The organism is Microbispora oryzae, from assembly GCF_017896165.1.
GTDB lineage: Bacteria > Actinomycetota > Actinomycetes > Streptosporangiales > Streptosporangiaceae > Microbispora > Microbispora oryzae.
This window is the reverse complement of sequence record NZ_JAFCNB010000032.1, coordinates 14,520-33,845: the sequence shown is the minus strand read 5'-3', so window position 1 is coordinate 33,845 and position 19,326 is coordinate 14,520. Positions and strand designations below refer to the sequence as shown.

Sequence of the window (19,326 nt, the reverse complement as noted above, 5' to 3'; positions counted from 1 at the left end):
CTCACCGGTAGACGACGGGCTTCTCCGCCTTCCCTGGATAGATCATGATGAGCAGCTCGACCGCGCCCTCCGGGGGGTAGGCCACCTGGTAGACCAGCTTGCGACCGCGCAGGTGAACGCGGACCCGGTACGACCCGGGCCCCTGCGGCGTGAGACCGCACAGGTCCTGCCCGTCGCCGTCGACCAGGCAGAGGGAGCCCTTCGGGCTCTCGTAGCCGACCTCGACCACCTCGTCCCAGCCCTTGAGTTCGAGGGGCGGCCGCCGCGCGTACGACTCGGTGGTCACGCAGGCGTTCCCCACCTCGTCGGCCGCCCAGAGGGCCAGCGCGCCGCGCTCGCTGCCGACGAGGTCCTCGACCAGGTCTGGGGTGGTCCCCTCGTATCCGTCCTCCCAGCCGTTGATCTGCCAGAACTCGGTCCACATCGTGGCCTGCCGCTGCCGTACCGGTCTCAGCCGTGGCCTGTGCCGCGGATGCGCCGCGCAGGCCCGTTCCGCCGCGGCCACGTACGCCCGTTCCTCCTCCTCTCCCCGCTGCTCCTCCGCCTGCTGGGCGCGGACGACGGCGGGACACAGGCTCGGCAGCGCCTTCGCGAGGGACGCCTGGGGCGCCGCCTGGACCGGCGCCGCGTTCACGTCGCCTCCGTTGCGCGTGGCCACGTCGCACAGCTGACGCCCCTGCGCCAGGACCTCCCGGTCGGGCACCCTCTCCCACCCCGGTATGCCGCCCGTCTCCATCAGCTCGGGCGTGTAGCCGCGGACGGCGCACAGGAAGCGCTTCTCCCCCTGGTCCAGCCCTCTGACCGTGCCGTGGCCCAGCCCGGCGCAGTCGAGCGCCGGTTCCCAGCTCACCTCGCCGGCCGGGGCCGACTCCGCCACGAGCAGGAGGACGGCCGCGGCGGTCAGGACGGCGGCCGTCGTACGGAAGACCGGCCCGCGGGGCGTGAACCGCTCCGGGCGGACGGCGAGCAGGATCAGGACGGGGGGCAGCAGGTCGTAGAGCCGTATCGCCAGCGTTCCGCCGACCTCGTCCGGCGGCCCCCACAGCGCCGCGCATCCAGGCCCGAGGCCGAGGTCGACCAGCATCGGCAGCAGATACGAGAGCTGCGACAGGATGAGCGCCCCCGCCACGCACCTGCCGGCGGTCCGGCCCAGCCGCCCGCGCCCGCGCCGGACCGCCATCCACCACGCCGCGCAGCCCAGCACGATCAACGGCGCGCCCCCGAAGTAGAGGAGCGGGACCTCCCGCAGCTGGGAAACCGGCAGCTTCAGGGACATCTCGAACCCCGGGCAGAAGGCGCTCCCCGAGGTCACGTAGACCTGGACGCCGTCGTCGCCGGTCAGCAGGTACAGCAGCTGGAAACAGAGGGTGGGGGCGAGCGCGGTCAGCGTCGCGCCCGCCCAGAGCGCCCATGATCGTCGCGACACGACAGCGAAGGCTACCCACGGCGGCCCCGGCCCGAGTGGGGTAAGCGGCAAACGCCCACGAATCCGCGCGAATAATTCTCGCAAAACGGTAAATAACCGTGCATAAAGGCATGATCAACTGGACTAGCATGGCCGGATGACATTGAGGGACTCCCCACCCGGATCGGGCGAGCGGCACGAAATCGGCGCCACCGACGCGGGCGGCCCGAACCTCTCCGTGCGGGAACGGCTGGTCGTGGCCATGCCGCGAGACGCCCTGTGGGGCTGGCTCGGACCGCTGATCGTCACCGTCTTCGGCGGATATCTGCGCTTCTTCCGGCTCGGCGACCCCAAGGCGATCGCCTTCGACGAGAGCTTCTACGCGAAGGACGCCTACTCCCTCATCCGGTTCGGCGTCGAGCAGTCGATGCTGGGCACGGACAAGGATCCCGTCGCCAACACGCGGCTGCTGGCCGGGAACACCGACATCTTCGTGCGATGCCCGCCCGCGCCGCTGTCGGACTGCGCCGCCTACGTCGCCCACCCTCCCCTGGGCAAGTGGATGATCGGCCTCGGCGAGTTCGTCTTCGGGCCCAACCCCTTCGGGTGGCGCTTCGCCGCCGCCCTGGTGGGGACTCTCTCCATCCTCATCCTGGCCCGTACGGCCCGCCGGATGACGCGCTCGACCCTGCTGGGCTGCCTCGCCGGCTTCCTGCTCGCGCTGGAAGGGCTGCACCTCACGTCGAGCAGGACCGCCCTGCTGGACATCTTCCTGATGTTCTGGGTCCTCGCCGGGTTCGCCTGCCTCGTCGCCGACCGGGACGTCACCCGCGCCCGCCTCGCGGACTGGTACGAATCCCGCCGGCGAGACGAGACCGGACCGGCGCCGGCCGTCCGATGGTGGCGGCTGGCGGCGGGCCTGTGCCTCGGCGCGGCCTGCGCGGTCAAGTGGAGCGGCGTCTTCTTCCTCATCGGGTTCGCGATCATGTCGCTGGTCTGGGACGCCGGAGCCAGGAAGTCCGCGGGACTCCGCCAGCCGTACACCGGCGGGCTGTCGCGCTCCCTGCCCCGCGCCGCGCTCGCGCTGGGCGTGCTTCCCGCCGTCGTCTACGTGGTGTCCTGGACGGGCTGGTTCGCCTCGGCGAGGGGGTACGGCCGCAACTGGGACGAGGCCACGTCGGCCGGGCCGGTCTTCTTCGTCATCGACTCGCTCGAGTCGTGGTGGAACTACCACACGAGCCTGCTCGGATTCCACACCGGCATGGCGGACACCCACCCGTACATGTCGAAGCCGTGGAGCTGGCCCCTGCTGCTACGGCCCGTCGCCTACTTCTACGAGTCCGCGCCGGGATGCGGGGCGCCCAACTGCTCCCAGGCGGTGCTGGGCACCGGCACCCCGGCCGTCTGGTACGGGGCCCTCGTGGCGCTCGTCGCCATGATCGCCTGGTACACGGCGTCCCGCGACTGGCGGGCCGGGGCGGTCCTGCTCGCGTACGCGGTGGGGTGGCTGCCGTGGTTCTACTACGCCTGGTCCGACAACCGGACCATGTTCCTGTTCTACGCGCTGCCGATGGTCCCGTTCATGATCCTCGCGATCGTCCTGGCCGCCGGGCTGATCATGGGCCGGCCCACCGCCGCGCCGCTCCGGCGATCCGTGGGAGCGGCGGTCGTGGGCGCGTTCGCGCTGCTGACACTGATCGACTTCTGGTGGCTTTATCCGGTGCTCACCGCGGAGAACATCCCGTACGACGCCTGGCACGCCCGCATGCTCTTCCCGTCCTGGATCTGACGGCGGCGGCGCGCCCGCGCGGCACCGGAGGTCAGCCCTCCGCCGCGCCGCGGCGGGCCGGGTGGATCCGCCCGTGCACGGCCGCGTAGGTGTTTTCGAGCGCGACTGCCGCCTCGTCGTAGCGCCGCTGCGCGACGCCGACGAACAGGCAGTCGACGACGGCGAGCTGGGCGATCCGGCTGACCGTGGCGCCGGACCTGAACGGGGTCTCGCGGGCGCGCGTGCTCAGCACGAGGTCGGCGATCTGCCCGAGCGCCGAGCGCGGATGGTTGGTGAGGGCGACGGTGGTCGCGCCGCGCTCGGCGGCCGCCCGCAGCGGCTCGATCGTGTCGAGGGTCGCTCCGGAGTGCGAGATGCCGATGGCGACGTCGCCGGGTCCGAGCAGCGCGGCCGCGGTCAGCGCGGCGTGGGCGTCGGTCCAGACGAATGCGATCCTGCCGATGCGGTGCAGCTTCTGGTGCAGGTCCTGCCCGACGAAGCCGCTCGCCCCCACGCCGAAGACGTCGACGCGCCTGGCCTGCGCCACCGCCTCGACGGCGCGGGCCAGGCTCGGCACGTCGAGCCCGGCGCGGGTGTCCTCAAGCGCCCGCGTCTCGGTATAGATGATCTTCTCTACGACCTGTTCGAGCGGGTCGGCGGGGCCGATGTCGGCGGTCATGAGGGGGCGTTCGCCCCCGCGCGCGTCCTCCCGCGCGGCGGCGCCGGCCAGCGCCAGGCGGAGCTGGGGATAGTTGTTCAGCCCGATGGCCCGGCAGAACCGCATCACGGTGGTGACCGACGTCTGGGCCCGGCGGCCGAGCTCGCTGATCGACAGGTGGGCCGCCCGGGCGGGATCGACGAGCACGGCCTCGGCCACGCGCCGCTCGGACGGCGCCAGCGAGGGCAGGGCCGAGCGGATGTCCACCAGGATGTCGGCCGCGGGGGGCGCCATGGTTCCTCCTGTGGGGGCCGGGTGGGCGACAGCGTATCCGGACTCCACTGATCGTCAAAAATATACGAACAGACGAATCTCCCGTTACTTATTGACATTCGGCGTTCACCGCTCAGATACTCGCTGGACCGCGAGCCCGCGCCCGCCACGTCGCCAGGTCCCCCGCATCCCGCGTCCCCTCCGCCCGGGCGGCCCGCCGCGCTCGCCCGGCTCGCCAAGCTCGTCGCGAGGAGTCAGCTGTGCGACATCTCGACCTTGTCGTCATCGTCGTCTACCTGGTCGCGATCGCCGCGATCGGGCTGCGCCTGTCCGGCCGGCAGAGATCGGCCAGGGACTACTTCGTCGGCGAGGGCCGCATGCCCTGGTGGACCGTCTGCTTCTCCGTGGTGGCGACGGAGACCAGCGTGCTCACCGTCATCAGCGTCCCCGGCGGCGCCTACAGCGGCCAGGGCTTCGGCAACGTCGAGCTGGCCCTCGGCTATGTCATCGGCCGTGTCGTCGTCGCGACGGTCCTGATCCCGCTCTACAAGCGCGGCGGTTTCGTCAGCGCCTACCAGTACCTCGGCGAACGCTTCGGGCTCAGGCTGCAGGGCCTCGCCTCCGTGACGTTCGTCCTCACGCGGCTCCTCGCGGAGGGCGTCCGGCTGTTCGCCTCGGCCATCCCGATCAAGCTGCTGCTGGACGAGTTCGGGGTGCACGCCGGCTACCAGGTCATCATCGTCGTGCTCACGGCCATCACGGTCCTCTACACCTACCTGGGCGGCATCAAGGCCGTGATCTGGACGGACGCCATCCAGATGCTCCTCTATCTCGGCGGGGCGGTCCTGGCGATCGTGGTCCTCGCCGGGCACGTCGGCGGCTCCGGGTTCTCCGGCGCGCTGGACGCCGGCCGGTTCCGCCTGTTCGACACCGACTTCGGCCTCGCCCACATCCTGACGAGCACGTTCGCCCTGCCGACCGCGATCATCGGCGGCGCCATCTTCGCGATGGCCAGCCACGGCTCCGACCAGCTCATCGTGCAGCGGATCCTGTCGACCCCCAACCTGCGCGACAGCCAGAAGGCCATGATCGGGTCCGGCGTCTTCATCGTCTTCCAGTTCGCCGCGTTCTCCCTCGTCGGCGCGCTGCTGTGGTCGTACAACCAGGGCCGGACGTTCGCCGAGCTGGGCCTGGCGAGCTCCGACAACCTCTACCCCCAGTTCATCCTGCACGCCCTGCCCGTGGGCGTCTCGGGTCTGCTGGTGGCCGGAATCCTCGGCGCCGCGATGGGCTCGCTTTCTTCCGCGCTCAACTCCATGTCGAACTCCACGGTCTCCGACGTCATCCACGGCTTCCTCCGCCGCGCGCCCTCGGACCGGACCATGCTGCGGCTGGCCCGGGTGATGACGCTGGTGTGGGCCGCGCTGATGGCCGTCTTCGCGAGCGCGTTCAGCGACAGCACGGGGAACGTCTATCTCACGGGCCTGGCCATCGCCGGTTACACGTACGGCGCGCTGCTCGGGGCGTTCCTGCTGGGCCGCCTGGTCCGGCGGGCCGGCGAGCTCGACTCGGTGATCGCGTTCCTGGTCACCGTGGCGGTGATGACGTACGTCGTCCGCGGCGTCAGGATCGACGTCACCGCCCACGGGACCACCACGTCGGCGGGGATCGCGGCGCAGTGGCTGGTCCCGCTCGGGGTGATCGTCACTCTGGTCGTGGGCGGCGTGCTGAGCCTGTTCCACCGCCCGCCCGCCCCCGTGCCCGCCGGAGCCCCCGACGACGCCGGCGCCGCGGGGATCGCCAGGCCCTGAACAGACCACGCGCCGTTGGAGGAGCCATGCGGGTGATCGGCCTCATGTCCGGAACGTCGTACGACGGCATCGACGCCGCCGCCGCGGAGCTGAGCCTGGCGGGCGACACCCTGGTGATGCGGCCGATGGGAATGATCCACGTGCCGTACCCGGACGAGGTGCGGGCGCGGATCGCCGCCCTGCTGCCTCCGGCGGCCACGACGGCCGGCGACGTCTGCCGGCTCGACACCAGCGTCGGCCGCGCCTTCGCCGCCGCGGCCGTCCGCGCCGCCGCCGAGCTCTGCGGCGGCGCGGCCGACCTGGTGGTCTCGCACGGCCAGACCGTCTTCCACTGGGTGGAGGACGGTGCCGTCCTGGGCACCCTGCAACTCGGCAACCCGGCCTGGATCGCCGAGGCGACCGGGCTTCCCGTCGTCTCCGACCTGCGCTCCCGCGACGTCGCGGCCGGCGGGCAGGGCGCCCCGCTGGTCAGCGTCCTCGACACCCTGTTGCTGCGGGGCCGGGCGGGCGTTCCCGCCGCGCTCAACCTCGGCGGCATCGCCAACGTCACCGTCGTCCCGCCCCGCGGGGAGCCGGTCGCCTTCGACACCGGCCCCGCCAACGCGCTGCTCGACGCGGCGGTGCGGCACTTCAGCGGCGGCGCCCGCGACCACGACGAGGACGGCCGGGGCGCGGCCGCCGGCCGGGTGGGCGACGGCCTGCTGACCAGACTGCTCGCCGACCCCTACTACCGCAGGCCCGCGCCCAAGACCACCGGCAAGGAGCACTTCCACCTGCCGTACCTGCTGGAGGCGCTGGCCGGGCGACCGGTGCCCGACCCGGCCGACGTGCTGGCCACGCTCACCCGGCTGACCGCCGTGACCGTCGCGGACGCCTGCCGGGCCCACTCCGTCACCGAACTCGTCGTGTCGGGCGGCGGCGTCCGCAACCCCACGATGCTGCGGATGATCGGCGAGGAACTGCCCGGCGTGCCCCTGCGGTCCAGCGACGACCTGGGCGTGCCGTCCGCCGCCAAGGAGGCCCTGGCGTTCGCCGTCCTCGGGTTCCTCACCGTGCACGGGCTGCCCGGCCAGGTGCCCTCCTGCACGGGCGCCCGGCACGCCGTGCTGCTCGGCGGCCTCACGCCGGGGCGCGGGCCGCTCCGCCTCCCGGAACCGGTCGCCGTGCCGCCCACGCGGCTGCGGGTCGCCGCTCCCGCCGCCTGAGGCTCACACGGCCGGTCGCCCGCTCGCTCGCCGTCAGGCCCGTTTCCCGGCCGGACGCCGGCCGGCGACGGCGAGGTAGCGGTCGTCGGTGTCGTGGCAGGCCAGCAGGGTCCAGCCGGCGGCCGACAGCAGCGGGCGGAGGTTGGCCTCGGCGCGGACGTCGTCGGGAGTGAGGACACGGCCGCGGCGGGCCGCCAGGACGGCGCGGCCCACGGGGTGGAACAACGCCAGCCGCCCGCCCTCCCGGGTCACCCGGGCGAGTTCGCGGAGTGCCGCCTCCGGTCGCGGGACGTGCGAGATCAGTCCCGACGCCAGCACGCCGTCGGCCACGCCGTCACCGAGCGGCAGCCGTCCGACGTCGGCCAGCAGCAGGCGGCCGTACGCGCCGCGGCCCCGGTCGCGGGCCGACCGGAGCATCTCGGGCGTGACGTCGACGCCGACGACGCGCCCGGCGGGACCGACCGCGTCGCGCAGCGGGACGAACGCGCGGGCCGTCCCGCAACCGGCGTCCAGGGCCAGCCCGCCTGGCGGCAGGGCCAGCTCCGCGACGGCGGCGGCGAAGGCCGGGCCGTCGTCGGGGTACTTCTCCTCCCAGGTGTCCGCCTTCGCGGCGAAGAAGGCCCTGGTCTCCGCGAGGGATCGCTCGTGCATCGTCGTGGCCTCCGTGACCGCTCTCGGGGCGTCGGGTGATCAAGCCGGGTGATCACAAGCCTCTCAGGCCCCCGCGGCCGCTCCTTCGGCGGCACGCCGCGCCTCGCTCCGTAACGGTCACCCCTCCCGGTCCTGGAGGGCCTGTGGCGGCCGGGGTAAGACCCGCGGCCGGGCCGTCACCAACAAGTCGAAACAGGTGCCGGCGCCGTGGGGCCCACGGCGCGCGGCCATCGGCACGAAGGGAATACTTCGATGACATTGCTCGACGCGGGTGACCGGTTCCCGTCCCTGACCGTCACGCTCCCCGGCGGAGACGACCTCGTCCTCCCGGAGGCGCTCGAGGGCCACTTCGGCGTGGTCCTGATCTACCGTGGCGCGTGGTGCCCGTACTGCAACGCGCAGCTGCGCGCCTTCCAGCGTGAGCTGGACAAGCTGTCGGAGCTCGGCATCAGGGTGGTCGCGCTTTCCGTCGACGACGAGGCCACCACCAAGGGGACCGTCGACAAGCACCACCTGACCTTCCCGGTCGCATACGGCGCGGACGCCCGGGCGGTGTCCAAGGCCGTGGGGGCGTTCGTCAACGCCGAGCCGGAGTATCTGCAGTCGACGGGCTTCGTGCTCGACCCCGAGGGCCGGGTCGTGGTCAGCGTCTACTCCAGCGGCGCGATCGGCCGTCTCGTCCCCGAGGACGTGATCGGCCTCGTCCGTTACCTGCGCCAGCACTGATCCGTACGCCGGGGCGCGGGTGCCCGCCACGGCCGGCACGACGATCGCCTGGATAGGGTGAGCATATGAGCTCTGCGGAATCGTCTGTCTCGGGCGACCCGGAACTGAGGCGCTCACCGGATCCCGACTCCGCCGAGTGGCTCCGTACTCTCACCGGGACGGGCCAGGAACGCGACCAGGCGATCGAACGACTGCACGAGCTGCTGCTGCGGGTGGCCCGCGCCGAGGTGCGCAGGCGCGGGGCCGGGCTGCGGGTGAGCGGCCCGGAACTCGACGATCTGGCGTACCAGGCCGCCGCCGACGCGGTGATGTCGATCATCCGTAAGATCGGGGAGTTCCGGGCCGAAAGCCGGTTCACGACCTGGGCGTACAAGTTCGTGATCTTCGAGGTGTCCGGGAAGCTCGGGCGTCATTTCTGGCGGCGTCCGGACGCCCGCCTCGACTTGGAGGACTGGAGCCGGCTGCCGGAGCGCTTCGGTTCCGGACCCGAGCACCACGCGGAGTGGCGCGACCTGATCGCGGCGCTGCGACGAGCGGTGGACGAGGAACTGACCCCCCACCAGCGGCGGGTCTTCGTCGCGCTCGTGCTCAACGGCGTCCCGCTCGACGCCCTCGTGGCGAGGCTCGGATCGAACCGCAACGCGCTCTACAAGACACTGTTCGACGCCCGCCGCAAACTGGAAGCCCGCCTTGCGGGCTACGTGACCCACAGGACATGAGGCGGTCATGAACGGCTTTTCACGACTCGAGCGATTCCTCCGCACCGACCCCCGGGACGTCGGATGCGGCGAGGCGATGGAGATCCTGCACGTCTACGTCGAGCTCGTGGCCGCCGGGGAGGATCCCGAGGCCCGATACCCGGGGGTCGCCGCCCATCTGCGGGCGTGCGGTCCGTGCGAGGAGGACTTCGCCGGCCTGCTGGCGGCGGCCCGCCTCATCGGGCCGGAATGACCGGGGCCGGAACGGCGGGCCCGGAGCGCTAAGGGGGCGGCGTCGCGCCGGGCGGCAGGGGCCTGCTCCGCAGGTCGGGTTTGCGGATCTTGCCGGATCCGGTCCTGGGCAGGCCCTCCACGAGGTCGAAGTACACCGGGATCTTGTACTTCGCGAGCCGGGGACCGAGGAAGTCGCGCAGGTCGCCGGGGGTGACCGCGGCCCCCTCGCGGGGAACGACGAACGCCCGCCCGACCTCCCCCCACTTCTGGTCGGGCACGCCCACGACGGCGGCCTCGGCCACCCCCGGGTGCTCGAAGAGCACCGCCTCGACCTCGGCCGGGTAGACGTTCTCCCCGCCGGAGATGAACATGTCCTTCACCCGGTCGACGATGTGGAGATGCCCCTCCTCGTCGACGGTGGCGATGTCGCCGGAGTGGAGCCAGCCGCCGTCGATCAGGGCGGCCGCGGTCGCCTCCGGGTCGCGCCAGTAGCCGGGCGTGACGTTCGGCCCCTGGACGAGCACCTCTCCCGGCTCCCCCACGGCGGTGAGGGTGAGGTCGGGACGGACCACGCGCACGTTGGCGAAGAACACCGGAACCCCCGCGGAACCCGCCTTGCGCACGCTCTCCCCGGCCTCCAGGAACGTGGCGCCCGGCGCGGTCTCGGTCAGCCCGTAGCCCTGGCAGAAGACCAGCCCCCGCTCCTGGTAGACCCGGATCAGCGCGACCGGGACGGCCGCCCCGCCCGACATCAGGGTGCGCAGCGACGCCAGGTCGGCGCCGGCCCACCGCGGCGACCGGGAGAACGCGGCGAACATGGCGGTGACCCCGAACATCCAGGTGACGCCGTGCTTCTCGATCAGGTCGTAGCAGAGGTCGACGTCCCAGGACGGCATGATGACCGAGCTGCCGCCCTTGAGGAAGGTCGGCAGCAGGGTCTGGTTCAGGGCCGCGACGTGGAACAGCGGCGCGCTGATCAGCGTCACCTCGGTGCTCGTCACGTCGACGCCGATCATGATGTTGAAGCAGTTCCACACCAGGTTGGCGTGGCTGAGCATCGCGCCCTTGGGACGCCCGGTGGTCCCCGACGTGTAGAGGATGAGGGCGATGTCGTTCAGCGCCACCGGGGTGTCGATGGGGGTGGAGTCGCCCTGAGCCAGCCAGGACTCGAAGTCCCGCTCGCCCGGCGCGGGCGACTCCAGCGCCACGATCGTGCGCAGGGCCGGAAGCTCCGGAAGCGCGTGCGCCACCTCCGCGCACTCCGGCGCGTAGACGAGCACGGAGGAGCCCGAGTCGGCCAGCATGTACGCGATCTCCGGCGCGGTCAGCCGGAAGTTGAGCGGGACGAAGATCCCGCCCAGCACGTGGGTCGCGAACATCGTCTCGGCGAAGGCGATGTGGTTGGGGCCGAGATAGGCGACGCGGTCGCCCGCTCGCACCCCCGCCTCTCGCAGCCGGGACGCGAGCCTCGTCGTCCGCTCGTGCGCCTCCGCGTAGGTGACCCGCCGGTCGGCGAAGACGAAGGCGGTGCGGCCGGGGCTCATCTGGGCCCGGCGGGCGGGCCAGCCGCCCAGTCCGGCGTTGCGCATCCGTGGTCCCTCTCGTCAGGCGGAGGACGGCTTCGGCGCGTCGGCGACGCGCCCTGAGGGCGTCACCGCGGGAGTGACCGTGGTCAGGTCGTGCCGGCTGGTCTCGCGCAGGGCGAGGACGCAGCCCACGGTCAGCAGGCACGAGGCGGCGATGATCACCGAGATCACCGTGGTCCCGCCGCCGCCGGTCGACGCGTCGAGCTGGGCGAACAGCAGCGGCCCCAGACCCGCGCCGAGCCCGGCGATCTGATACCCGAGCGAGGCTCCGGTGTAACGGCTCCGGGTGGCGAACAACTCGGTGTAGAGGGCGGCGAGAGGGCCGTACATCAGCGGATGGATGACGGCCTGGCCGAGCACCAGCGCCAGGGCGAGCACGCCCGTGTCGCCGGTGTTCACCATCGGGAAGAGGACGAAGCCGAACACGGCCATGAGCAGCGCGCCGGCCAGCACCACCGGACGGCGTCCCACCCGGTCCGAAAGCGCCGACCAGCCGAGGATGCCGACGACGGCAAGCGCCGACGAGAGCGTGAGGCCGTTCAGCACGTCCTGCCGGGCGAAGCCGGTCCGCACGCCGTACGCGATGATGTAGGTGGTGAGCGTGCCCTGGGCCACGAAGGCGGACAGGCCGACGCCGACCCCCAGCAGGAGGACCTTCGGGTGGTGGCGGAGCACGTCGGCCAGCGGAGCCCGGGAGACCCCCATCTCCCCCGCGGCCTGGAACACCGGTGTCTCCTCGACCCGCAGCCGGACGAACAGGCCGAGCGCCACCAGCAGGAAGCTGAGCAGGAACGGCACCCGCCAGCCCCAGCTCAGGAACGCGCTCTCGTCCATGAGCGCGGCCGTGCCGGTGAGCACGCCCGTGGACAGGACCATGCCGAACGGCGCTCCGGCGTTGGTGAAGCTCGCCCACAGGCCGCGGCGGCCGGTCGCGTGCTCGGCGGACATCAGGACCGAGCCGCCCCACTCTCCGCCGACCGCGACGCCCTGGAGGATCCGGAGCACGACGAGCGCGACCGGGGCGAGGCTGCCGATCTGCGCGTAGGTGGGAAGCAGGCCGATGAGGAAGCTGGCCGCGCCCATCAGGACCATGGTCAGCACCAGCATGCGCTTGCGTCCCAGCCGGTCGCCGTAGTGACCGAAGATCACTCCGCCGAGCGGGCGCGCGAGGTAGCCGGTGGCGAACGTGCCGAAGCTGGCGACGGTCGCCGCGAGCGGGTCGAGGGAGGAGAAGAAGACCTTGTTGAAGACCACCGCCGCGGCCGTGGCGTACAGCAGGAAGTCGTAGTACTCGATGACGCTGCCCAGGAAGCTGGAGGCGACCGCGCGTCGGAGCTGGATCCGGTTGGGGGGTGTCTGAGACAGATTCGGCATGACCGAGCTCCTCATGGGGGGAGCGAGTGGGGGGAAACTTCGCCTTCTTGTCCGGGAGGTTAGGCAGACTCGTAACGGACGTCAATAGTTTGCCGAATTTGGACCGAGCCCGGGCCGGCGGCCGCCCGCCGGAACCGGACGTGGCTCATCCTCAAGCCTCTGACCAGCGGAGACGCCCCGGCGGGCGCGGCCGGTCGGGCGGTGTGGCGCGGGTGACTTTCAGGCGTAGTGGCGGTAGACGGCCCGCGCCACGCAGGCGGGCTTGGCGGACCCGTCGACCTCGACGGTGAAGTCGAGCAGCATCTGCACGCCGTCGCCGGCGACGTCCTCGACCGCGACGACCACGGCGGCGAGGCGGACCTTGGCACCGGTCCTGACCGGGCTGGGGAAGCGGACCTTCTCTAGGCCGTAGTTGATGCTCATCCGCACCCCGCGGATGTCCAGCAGCTCGTTGAACAGCGGGATGACCAGGGAGAGCGTCAGATACCCGTGCGCGATCGTGCCGCCGAACGGCCCCTGTGCCGCCCGTTCCGGGTCGACGTGGATCCACTGGTGGTCGCCGGTGGCGTCGGCGAAGGTGTTCACCCGCTCCTGAGTGACCTCCAGCCACCCGCTGCGGCCGAGGTCCGTGCCCGCGAGCGCCCTGATCTCGGCGAGCCCGTGCGCCGTCGTGGTCATGACCGCGTCGTCCTTTCCTCCGTACGGAGCCCGAGCAGGCGTACGGCGTTGTCCTTGAGGATCCGGGGGCGGACCTCCGGCTTGATGTCGAGCGCGTCGAAGTCGGCCAGCCAGCGGTCCGGCGTGATCACCGGGTAGTCGGAGCCGAAGAGCACCTTGTCCTTCAGCAGCGTGTTGGCGTACCGGACGAGCTGCGGCGGGAAATACTTGGGCGACCATCCGGACAGGTCGATGTAGACATGCGGCTTGTGCGTGGCGACCGCCAGCGCCTCGTCCTGCCAGGGAAAGGACGGATGGGCCAGGATGATCCGCAGGTCGGGGAAGTCCACCGCGACGTCGTCGACGAGCATGGGGTTGGAATACTTCAGCCGGATCCCCCCGCCGCCCCGCACTCCGGCGCCGATGCCCGTCTGGCCGGTGTGGAACAGGGCCGTGACACCGAGCTCCTCGATCGCCTCGTAGAGCGGATAGGCCATCCGGTCGTCCGGCGCGAAGCCCTGGATGCTCGGATGGAACTTGAACCCGCGCACGCCGTACTCCTCCACCAGCCTGCGCGCCTCGCGGACGCCCGCCCGGCCCTTCCACGGGTCGACGCTGCCGAAGGGGATCAGCACGTCCGCGTGCTCGGCGCAGCTCTCGGCCACCTCCTCGTTGGAGATGCGCGGGTGCCCGGTGGCGTGCTCGGCGTCGACGGTGAAGACCACCGCCGCCATCCTCCGCTCCCGGTAGTAGGCGGCGATCTCCGGGATGGTCGGCCTGGGGTGCTGTTTGAAGTACTTCTCCGAGGCGCCGAAGAGCTCGGCGCCCATCGAGGTGCGCCCGTCCGCGGACACCTCGGCGTGCGTGTGCACGTCGACGGCGACCAGTCCGTCGACGTCGATGCCCGCCACCTCAGCTCTCCGGGATCTTGGGCGCGGGGATGCCGTACGTCTCGGGTTCGGCGCCCACTCCCGTCTCCCAGCCGGTGGCGATGGCGTCGGCCGTCCAGCCTCCGTCGGCGTACGCGACGGCCTTCTCGGCCGGGTGGGACCAGAGGGCGAGCCGGTCGCCGCCGATGCCGACGGCCTGGCCCGTCACGTGCGCGGAGGCGTCCGAGGCGAGATAGACGACGAGCGGGGCCACGTCCTCGACCGTGCCGAGGCCCTCGTCGCGGCGCAGCCACTCGGGGAACCGCCCGCCGGCACGCTCCGCCTCCTCGATGACCGGGGCGAAGGCGGGGATGGTCCGGGTCATCTCCGTGGCCGCCACCGGGACGATCGCGTTGACCGTGATGTTCGCCCTGGCCAGCTCCATCGCCCAGGTGCGGGCCATCGCCACGATGCCCGCCTTGGCCGCGGCGTAGTTGGTCTGGCCGAAGTTGCCGCGCTGGCCCGCCGGTGACGAGACGAGGATCAGGCGGCCGCCGCTTCCCTGCTCGCGCATGCGGACCGCCGCCGCCCTGGCGCAGGTGAACGTGCCGCGGAGGTGGACGTCCATCACCGTGTCGAAGTCGTCGTCCGACATCTTCCACAGGACGCGGTCGCGCAAGACCCCGGCGTTCGTCACCATCACGTCGAGCCGGCCGAACTCCTTGACGGCCGCGGCGACGAGCCGCTCGGCGACCTCGCTGGACCCGACCGGGGCCGCGACGGCCGCCGCCGCGCCGCCCTTCGCGACGATCCCGGCGGCGACCGCGGCCGCCGAGCCGCCCTCTACGTCGTTCACGACGACCGCCGCGCCGGCCGCCGCGAGCGCTTCGGCGTACGCGCGCCCGAGGCCGCGACCCGCGCCCGTGACGACGGCCACCTTGCCCGACAGATCCATGTACCTCGCCTTTCGCTGGAGAGCGGGACACCGTCTCGAATCTATGGCACTTATATGACCATCGTCAAAGATTTGCATGATGTCCTGGACGGTCTACCCTTCTGCTGTGACCATCGGCGGCGAAGACGACCAGACCATGGCATCCGTGCGCCCGCAGTCCCTGATGTTCAGCTTCCTCGGCGTCTACGCGTTGGACCGCGACATCGCCGTCTACTCCGGGAGCGTCATCGACGTGTTCGCCCGCCTCGGCGTCTCCGAGGAGGCCGTACGGTCGACGCTCGCCCGCATGGTGAAGCGGAACCTGCTGTCGCGGCATCCGCGGGGACGGAAGGTGTACTTCGGTCTCACCCCGCACGCCGTCCAGGTGCTTGAGGACGGCCGCAGGCGGGTGTGGGAGACCGGCGCGGTCAACCGCGACTGGGACGGCACCTGGACACTCGTCGGGTTCTCGCTGCCGGACAGCCGGCGCAGCACCCGGCACGACCTGCGGTCCCGGCTCATCTGGAACGGGTTCGGCCTGCTGCAGAGCGGGCTGTGGATCGCGCCGGGGGCCAAGGACGTCAGCGACGTCCTCGCCTCGCTCGACCTCGGCGACCACGTCACCGTGCTCACCGCGACGGCGTTCAAGCCGACCGAGGCGGCCGACCTGGTCAGGAAGGCCTTCGACCTGGAGCAGATCGCGCGGCGCTACCGGTCGTTCCTCGGGCAGTGGGACGTCCCGCGGCCGGTGCCGGGCGCGCCGGACGACCTGGCGCGGCAGCTCCTGCTGCACACCGACTGGCTGCAGCTCGTCCGCCAGGATCCCCACCTGCCGGCCGAGCACCTGCCCCGGGACTGGCCGGCGATCCGCGCCGAGCAGGTCTTCCACGCGCTCGCCCGTGAGTACGAGTCCCGCGCCGCCGGGCTGGCCGCCACCGTCCTGGACGAGCTGGCCCTGTGATCCGGCCGGCCCGGCGGGCGGTGGTGCGAGCCCGGGAAGGACTCGCACCACCCTGCTCCGAGATGGTTCACGCACGGCCGGGGAGCTACGCCGTGGCGCAGGCCGTGCCGTTGAGGGCGAACGCGGTGGGGGCCGTGTTGGCGCCGCTGTAGGAGGCCTGGAAGCCGAAGCTGGTGTTGCCTCCGGCCGGGATGGCGGCGTTGTAGGACATGTTGCGCGCGGTGACCTGGCGGCCCGACTGGGTCACGGTGGCGTTCCACGCGTTGCTGACCTGCTGGTCGCCCGGCCACGTCCAGGTGACGGTCCAGCCGTTGACGGCCGCGCCGCCGGTGTTGGTGATCGTGAGGTTGGCGGTGAAACCGTTGTTCCAGGAGTTGGCCGTGTAGGCGACCCGGCACGTGGCCCCGCCGGGGTTGGACGGGCTGGCGCTCGGCGACGCCGACGGCGAAACGGAGGGAGACGCCGACGGCGACGCGGACGGGGACACCGAGGGAGACGCGGACGGGGACGTGCTGGGGCCGCTACCGTTCAGCCCGAAGAACTGGATGGCGTAGGCGGCCATGCCGGTGGCCGGCAGGGTGTGCCCGGCGCCCTGGATCGTGTACGCCTCGACGCGGACCGTGCCGGAGGAGTCGGCGTACCGGCGGCGGTTCCAGCCGGACTGGGGGGTGTCGGTGGACGTGGGGGTCTGGCTCAGGCCGTGCACGTTCGTCCACTGCTTGATCTCCTCCTCCAGCTCGGAGTAGGCGACGACGGTGTCGTTGGTGCCGTGCCACAGCTGCATGCGCGGCCACGGTCCGTGGTAGCTCGGGTTCGCGTTGCGCACGACGTCACCCCACTGCTGCGCGGTCTTGCCGACGCAGGGCGCGGAGTTGCCGCCCGGCTGGTACGCCGCCTCGTTGGGGAAGCACGTGAACGGCACGCCCATGAAGGCGGCGCCCGCCTTGAACACCTCGGGGTACAGCGCGAGCATGGCGTTGGTCATCATGGCGCCCGAGGAACTGCCGGTCGCGAACACCCGGCCGGGGTCGCCGTGATACTGCTGCTCGGCGTAGGTGACCATGGACATCAGGGACACCGGGTCGGTCTGGCCGCCGCGCACCTTCGACGCGTCCGACCAGTTGTCGAAGCAGTTGAACTTCTTGTTCGACGCCGACGGGAAAATGACGATGAAGCCGTACCGGTCCGCGAGCGACGCGAACTCGCTGGACGAGTAGAAGCCCGGTCCCGAGCCTCCGCAGGGGTGCATGGCCAGCACGATGCCGGGATTCTGCTGGACGCCGTTCGGCACGTAGACGTACATCCGCAGGTTCCCGGGATTGGCCCCGAACGCGGTCACCTCGGTCAGTGTGGCCGCGGTGGCGGGGTGCGCGAACACCAGCGTCGCGGCGGCGCACAGCACCGCGGCGCAGACGCTGGCGAGCGCTGCGATCAATCGCTTCATCCGCTCCTCCTCTGCTCTGGTTCGCGAGCGGTCTTCTCTGCGTGGAACAGAGGGACGGAACACCACCGGCTCGCGAGTTGACGACGGAAGCCGATATAAAAGCGACCGGAACGGGCGGTCAAGGTTCGGCGCGAACGGCCGTCGAGATCGACCAGGCGGCGCGCCGTATTTCCGCTGCATATCAAGTCACTTGTTATCAATTAGCTTGATACGAGGGTGCGAAACTTACATCCTCAGGAACGCAGGGTATGGTCATCCGGTGACCGCCCGCCGCACGCGTCCGGCCGCCCAGCCGACCTCGACCACTCCCCGCCTGAGCTACCTGGTGTTCCGGTTGGAGCGCCGCATCCGGGCCCATCTGGACGACGCGCTGGCCCGGCACGGCGTCACCACGACGGAGTACATGGCACTCAGCGAACTGCGCACACGCGACGGCGTGTCGTCGGCGGAGCTGGCCAGAATCGCCTTCGTCACGCCGCAGGCGATGAACCTCGTCATCCGCGACCTGGAACGGCGCCGGTTGATCCGCCGCGATCCCCACCCCGACGGCGGCCGGGTGCTGTGCGCCCGGCTCACCCCCGAAGGCGTGTCGGTGCTGGAGAAGTGCGACGGATCGCTCGACGACATCGAGTCCGGCATGCTCGCGAGGATCGACGACGCCACGCGCGCCACGCTGGCAGATGGTCTGACCGTGTGCGCGCGGGCTCTCCGCCCAGACGCGTACTGACACGCCCGGCCGGGCCCCGGACGGACGGGAGCACAGGGCGGCCCCCGGCGCACGACCCCGCCCGGGACCACCGGGCGGACGTCGTGTCCGAGGGCCGTGCCGGCCGGGGCGCCGGTCTACTGGGGCGCTCCCTCCGCCCCGGCGGACGCGCGAACCGCGACGGACGTGTTCGCCCCGTCGAGCGTGAGTTGCAGCACCGGCGCGATGGTCCCGCCGAACCGGGACCGCGCCTCGGCGGCCCCGACGTCCCTCGGGTCCTTGCCGTCAGCGGACCGGTAGTTGAGGAAGCTCACCGCGGTGAGGTCGGGCAGCACCACCCATGCGTACGCCTGGTCGGGCTCCTCCGGCGGGTTGCCGATCACCAGCCCGGAGCCGTTCAGCGGGGTGTACGGCCCGGTCAGGGCGGGGGCGACGAAGCCGTAGAGCCCGGTGGGCCCGCTTCCCCACGGGTGGAACCCGTAGCGCTGGGCGGAGAAGAAGAGGTAGTAGGACGAGTCGTGGACCACGACGTGCGGGCGTTCGATCTCGTGGTGGACGCCGTCGGCCACCAGGAGCGGCGGCTGGAGCGACCAGCCGCCCGGCACCTCGCCGGCCACGGCCACCGCGCCCATGAAGCGGTCCTCCCACGGCACCGACGCGGCCACCAGCAGGTGGTCCCGGCCGTCGGCCGGGTCGCGGAACCAGCCGGGGTCGCGGAACGCCCTGATCCGTCCCGGCCCCCCTTCGATCTCGTCCGCCGGCAGGTACGTCACCCCGTCGGAGGTGAGGATCAGCCGGTGCTCCGCGCCCGGGTCGAGCCGGATCCGGCCGCCGTCGGTGAGCAGCCGGGCGCGCGCCTCGACGACGCGCTGGACGAACGACGGCCGCGCCTCGCCGCGCCGCCCGGCGGCCGTGTAGTAGACCGACACGGTGCCGTCGGGCCGGTGGATCGCCGATCCCGACCACTCGCGGCTGCCCGGGGAGACCCCGTCGGCGAACGCGTCGCCGAGGTCCTCCCAGTCGTCTCCGGCCTTGGCCAGCAGCCGGATGCGGGCGACGTCGTGGCGCTCCTCCGGGTGACCCGTGGCGGGCGCCGACAGCGCCATCCACAGCTCGCGCCCGAGCGCCACGGTCGTCGAGCCGTCCTCCTCCTGGATCGGCCACAGGTCCCACAGGTCGTGATCGGACAGGATCCGCGGCGGCTCCGGCAGGCCGATGACCGGCGGGGTCGTCGCCGGGTCGCCCGCGGAACCGGCCAGGAGGTCGAGGTGCCGGCGCGTCCAGTGCGCCGGCCGGCTGTCGTTCACGCGGCGCCCTCACCGCGCGGGCGACCGCCGGCGAGCGCACCGCGGCGACCGGAGCCGCG

At 71.9% G+C, this 19,326-nt stretch carries 18 protein-coding genes; 8 read left to right on the top strand and 10 right to left on the bottom strand.

What is annotated here, in order from left to right:
- Position 1: 1 nt before the first annotated feature.
- Positions 2-1,426, bottom strand: a complete 1,425-nt coding sequence (locus tag JOL79_RS32005; RefSeq protein WP_210159677.1) for a hypothetical protein — start codon at positions 1,424-1,426, stop codon at positions 2-4.
- A 136-nt stretch (positions 1,427-1,562) separates the two neighbouring features.
- Here JOL79_RS32005 and JOL79_RS32000 point away from each other — a divergent pair, with 136 nt between their 5' ends.
- On the top strand, positions 1,563-3,194 hold the full coding sequence (locus tag JOL79_RS32000; RefSeq protein ID WP_210159676.1) for a dolichyl-phosphate-mannose--protein mannosyltransferase: 1,632 nt from the start codon (positions 1,563-1,565) through the stop codon (positions 3,192-3,194).
- A 31-nt stretch (positions 3,195-3,225) separates the two neighbouring features.
- Here the strand turns inward: JOL79_RS32000 and JOL79_RS31995 are convergent, their stop codons facing one another.
- Positions 3,226-4,125, bottom strand: a complete 900-nt coding sequence (locus JOL79_RS31995) for a MurR/RpiR family transcriptional regulator (RefSeq protein WP_210159675.1) — start codon at positions 4,123-4,125, stop codon at positions 3,226-3,228.
- Between the two features lie 239 nt (positions 4,126-4,364).
- Here JOL79_RS31995 and JOL79_RS31990 point away from each other — a divergent pair, with 239 nt between their 5' ends.
- Positions 4,365-5,915 carry a sodium:solute symporter gene (locus JOL79_RS31990; RefSeq protein WP_210159674.1) on the top strand — a complete coding sequence of 517 codons (1,551 nt, stop codon included), beginning with the start codon at positions 4,365-4,367 and terminating at the stop codon, positions 5,913-5,915.
- A gap of 26 nt (positions 5,916-5,941) precedes the next feature.
- Complete coding sequence (locus JOL79_RS31985; protein ID WP_210159673.1) at positions 5,942-7,120, top strand: anhydro-N-acetylmuramic acid kinase; 1,179 nt, start codon at positions 5,942-5,944, stop codon at positions 7,118-7,120.
- Between the two features lie 33 nt (positions 7,121-7,153).
- Here JOL79_RS31985 and JOL79_RS31980 read toward each other — a convergent pair whose 3' ends face one another.
- Positions 7,154-7,771: a class I SAM-dependent methyltransferase gene (locus JOL79_RS31980; RefSeq protein WP_210159672.1), complete on the bottom strand. Its 618-nt coding sequence runs from the start codon at positions 7,769-7,771 to the stop codon at positions 7,154-7,156.
- Between the two features lie 252 nt (positions 7,772-8,023).
- On the opposite strand from JOL79_RS31980, the gene JOL79_RS31975 reads away from it, so the two are divergent.
- The 3 genes from JOL79_RS31975 (at position 8,024) to JOL79_RS31965 (ending at position 9,448) form a co-directional block, all read left to right on the top strand.
- A complete protein-coding gene (locus JOL79_RS31975) occupies positions 8,024-8,497 on the top strand; it encodes a peroxiredoxin family protein (RefSeq protein WP_210159671.1) in 474 nt (157 codons plus the stop codon).
- A gap of 65 nt (positions 8,498-8,562) precedes the next feature.
- Positions 8,563-9,216 carry a sigma-70 family RNA polymerase sigma factor gene (locus JOL79_RS31970; protein WP_210159670.1) on the top strand — a complete coding sequence of 218 codons (654 nt, stop codon included), beginning with the start codon at positions 8,563-8,565 and terminating at the stop codon, positions 9,214-9,216.
- 7 nt (positions 9,217-9,223) lie between these two features.
- On the top strand, positions 9,224-9,448 hold the full coding sequence (locus JOL79_RS31965) for a hypothetical protein (RefSeq protein ID WP_210159669.1): 225 nt from the start codon (positions 9,224-9,226) through the stop codon (positions 9,446-9,448).
- Between the two features lie 28 nt (positions 9,449-9,476).
- Here the strand turns inward: JOL79_RS31965 and JOL79_RS31960 are convergent, their stop codons facing one another.
- The 5 genes from JOL79_RS31960 to JOL79_RS31940 form a co-directional block, all read right to left on the bottom strand.
- The gene (locus JOL79_RS31960) at positions 9,477-11,018 is read right to left on the bottom strand and encodes an acyl-CoA synthetase (protein WP_210159668.1); all 1,542 of its coding nucleotides are present in this window, start codon (positions 11,016-11,018) and stop codon (positions 9,477-9,479) included.
- Between the two features lie 15 nt (positions 11,019-11,033).
- A complete protein-coding gene (locus JOL79_RS31955) occupies positions 11,034-12,389 on the bottom strand; it encodes an MFS transporter (RefSeq protein ID WP_210159667.1) in 1,356 nt (451 codons plus the stop codon).
- Between the two features lie 219 nt (positions 12,390-12,608).
- A complete protein-coding gene (locus JOL79_RS31950) occupies positions 12,609-13,067 on the bottom strand; it encodes a MaoC family dehydratase (protein ID WP_210159666.1) in 459 nt (152 codons plus the stop codon).
- Entirely contained in the window at positions 13,064-13,957 is an 894-nt protein-coding gene (locus JOL79_RS31945) for an amidohydrolase family protein (protein ID WP_307848841.1), read from the bottom strand. The genes JOL79_RS31950 and JOL79_RS31945 overlap by 4 nt, the downstream gene beginning before the upstream one ends.
- A 1-nt stretch (position 13,958) precedes the next feature.
- Positions 13,959-14,870: an SDR family oxidoreductase gene (locus JOL79_RS31940; protein WP_210159665.1), complete on the bottom strand. Its 912-nt coding sequence runs from the start codon at positions 14,868-14,870 to the stop codon at positions 13,959-13,961.
- A 106-nt stretch (positions 14,871-14,976) separates the two neighbouring features.
- Between JOL79_RS31940 and JOL79_RS31935 the strand changes: the two genes are divergently transcribed.
- On the top strand, positions 14,977-15,810 hold the full coding sequence (locus tag JOL79_RS31935; RefSeq protein ID WP_307848840.1) for a PaaX family transcriptional regulator: 834 nt from the start codon (positions 14,977-14,979) through the stop codon (positions 15,808-15,810).
- An 85-nt stretch (positions 15,811-15,895) separates the two neighbouring features.
- Here the strand turns inward: JOL79_RS31935 and JOL79_RS31930 are convergent, their stop codons facing one another.
- Positions 15,896-17,254, bottom strand: a complete 1,359-nt coding sequence (locus JOL79_RS31930) for an extracellular catalytic domain type 1 short-chain-length polyhydroxyalkanoate depolymerase (protein WP_210159664.1) — start codon at positions 17,252-17,254, stop codon at positions 15,896-15,898.
- Positions 17,255-17,513: 259 nt separating this feature from the next.
- On the opposite strand from JOL79_RS31930, the gene JOL79_RS31925 reads away from it, so the two are divergent.
- On the top strand, positions 17,514-17,981 hold the full coding sequence (locus JOL79_RS31925; RefSeq protein ID WP_307848839.1) for a MarR family winged helix-turn-helix transcriptional regulator: 468 nt from the start codon (positions 17,514-17,516) through the stop codon (positions 17,979-17,981).
- 116 nt (positions 17,982-18,097) lie between these two features.
- Here JOL79_RS31925 and JOL79_RS31920 read toward each other — a convergent pair whose 3' ends face one another.
- Positions 18,098-19,267 carry a glycoside hydrolase family 68 protein gene (locus tag JOL79_RS31920; protein ID WP_210159663.1) on the bottom strand — a complete coding sequence of 390 codons (1,170 nt, stop codon included), beginning with the start codon at positions 19,265-19,267 and terminating at the stop codon, positions 18,098-18,100.
- Positions 19,268-19,326 lie beyond the last annotated feature (59 nt).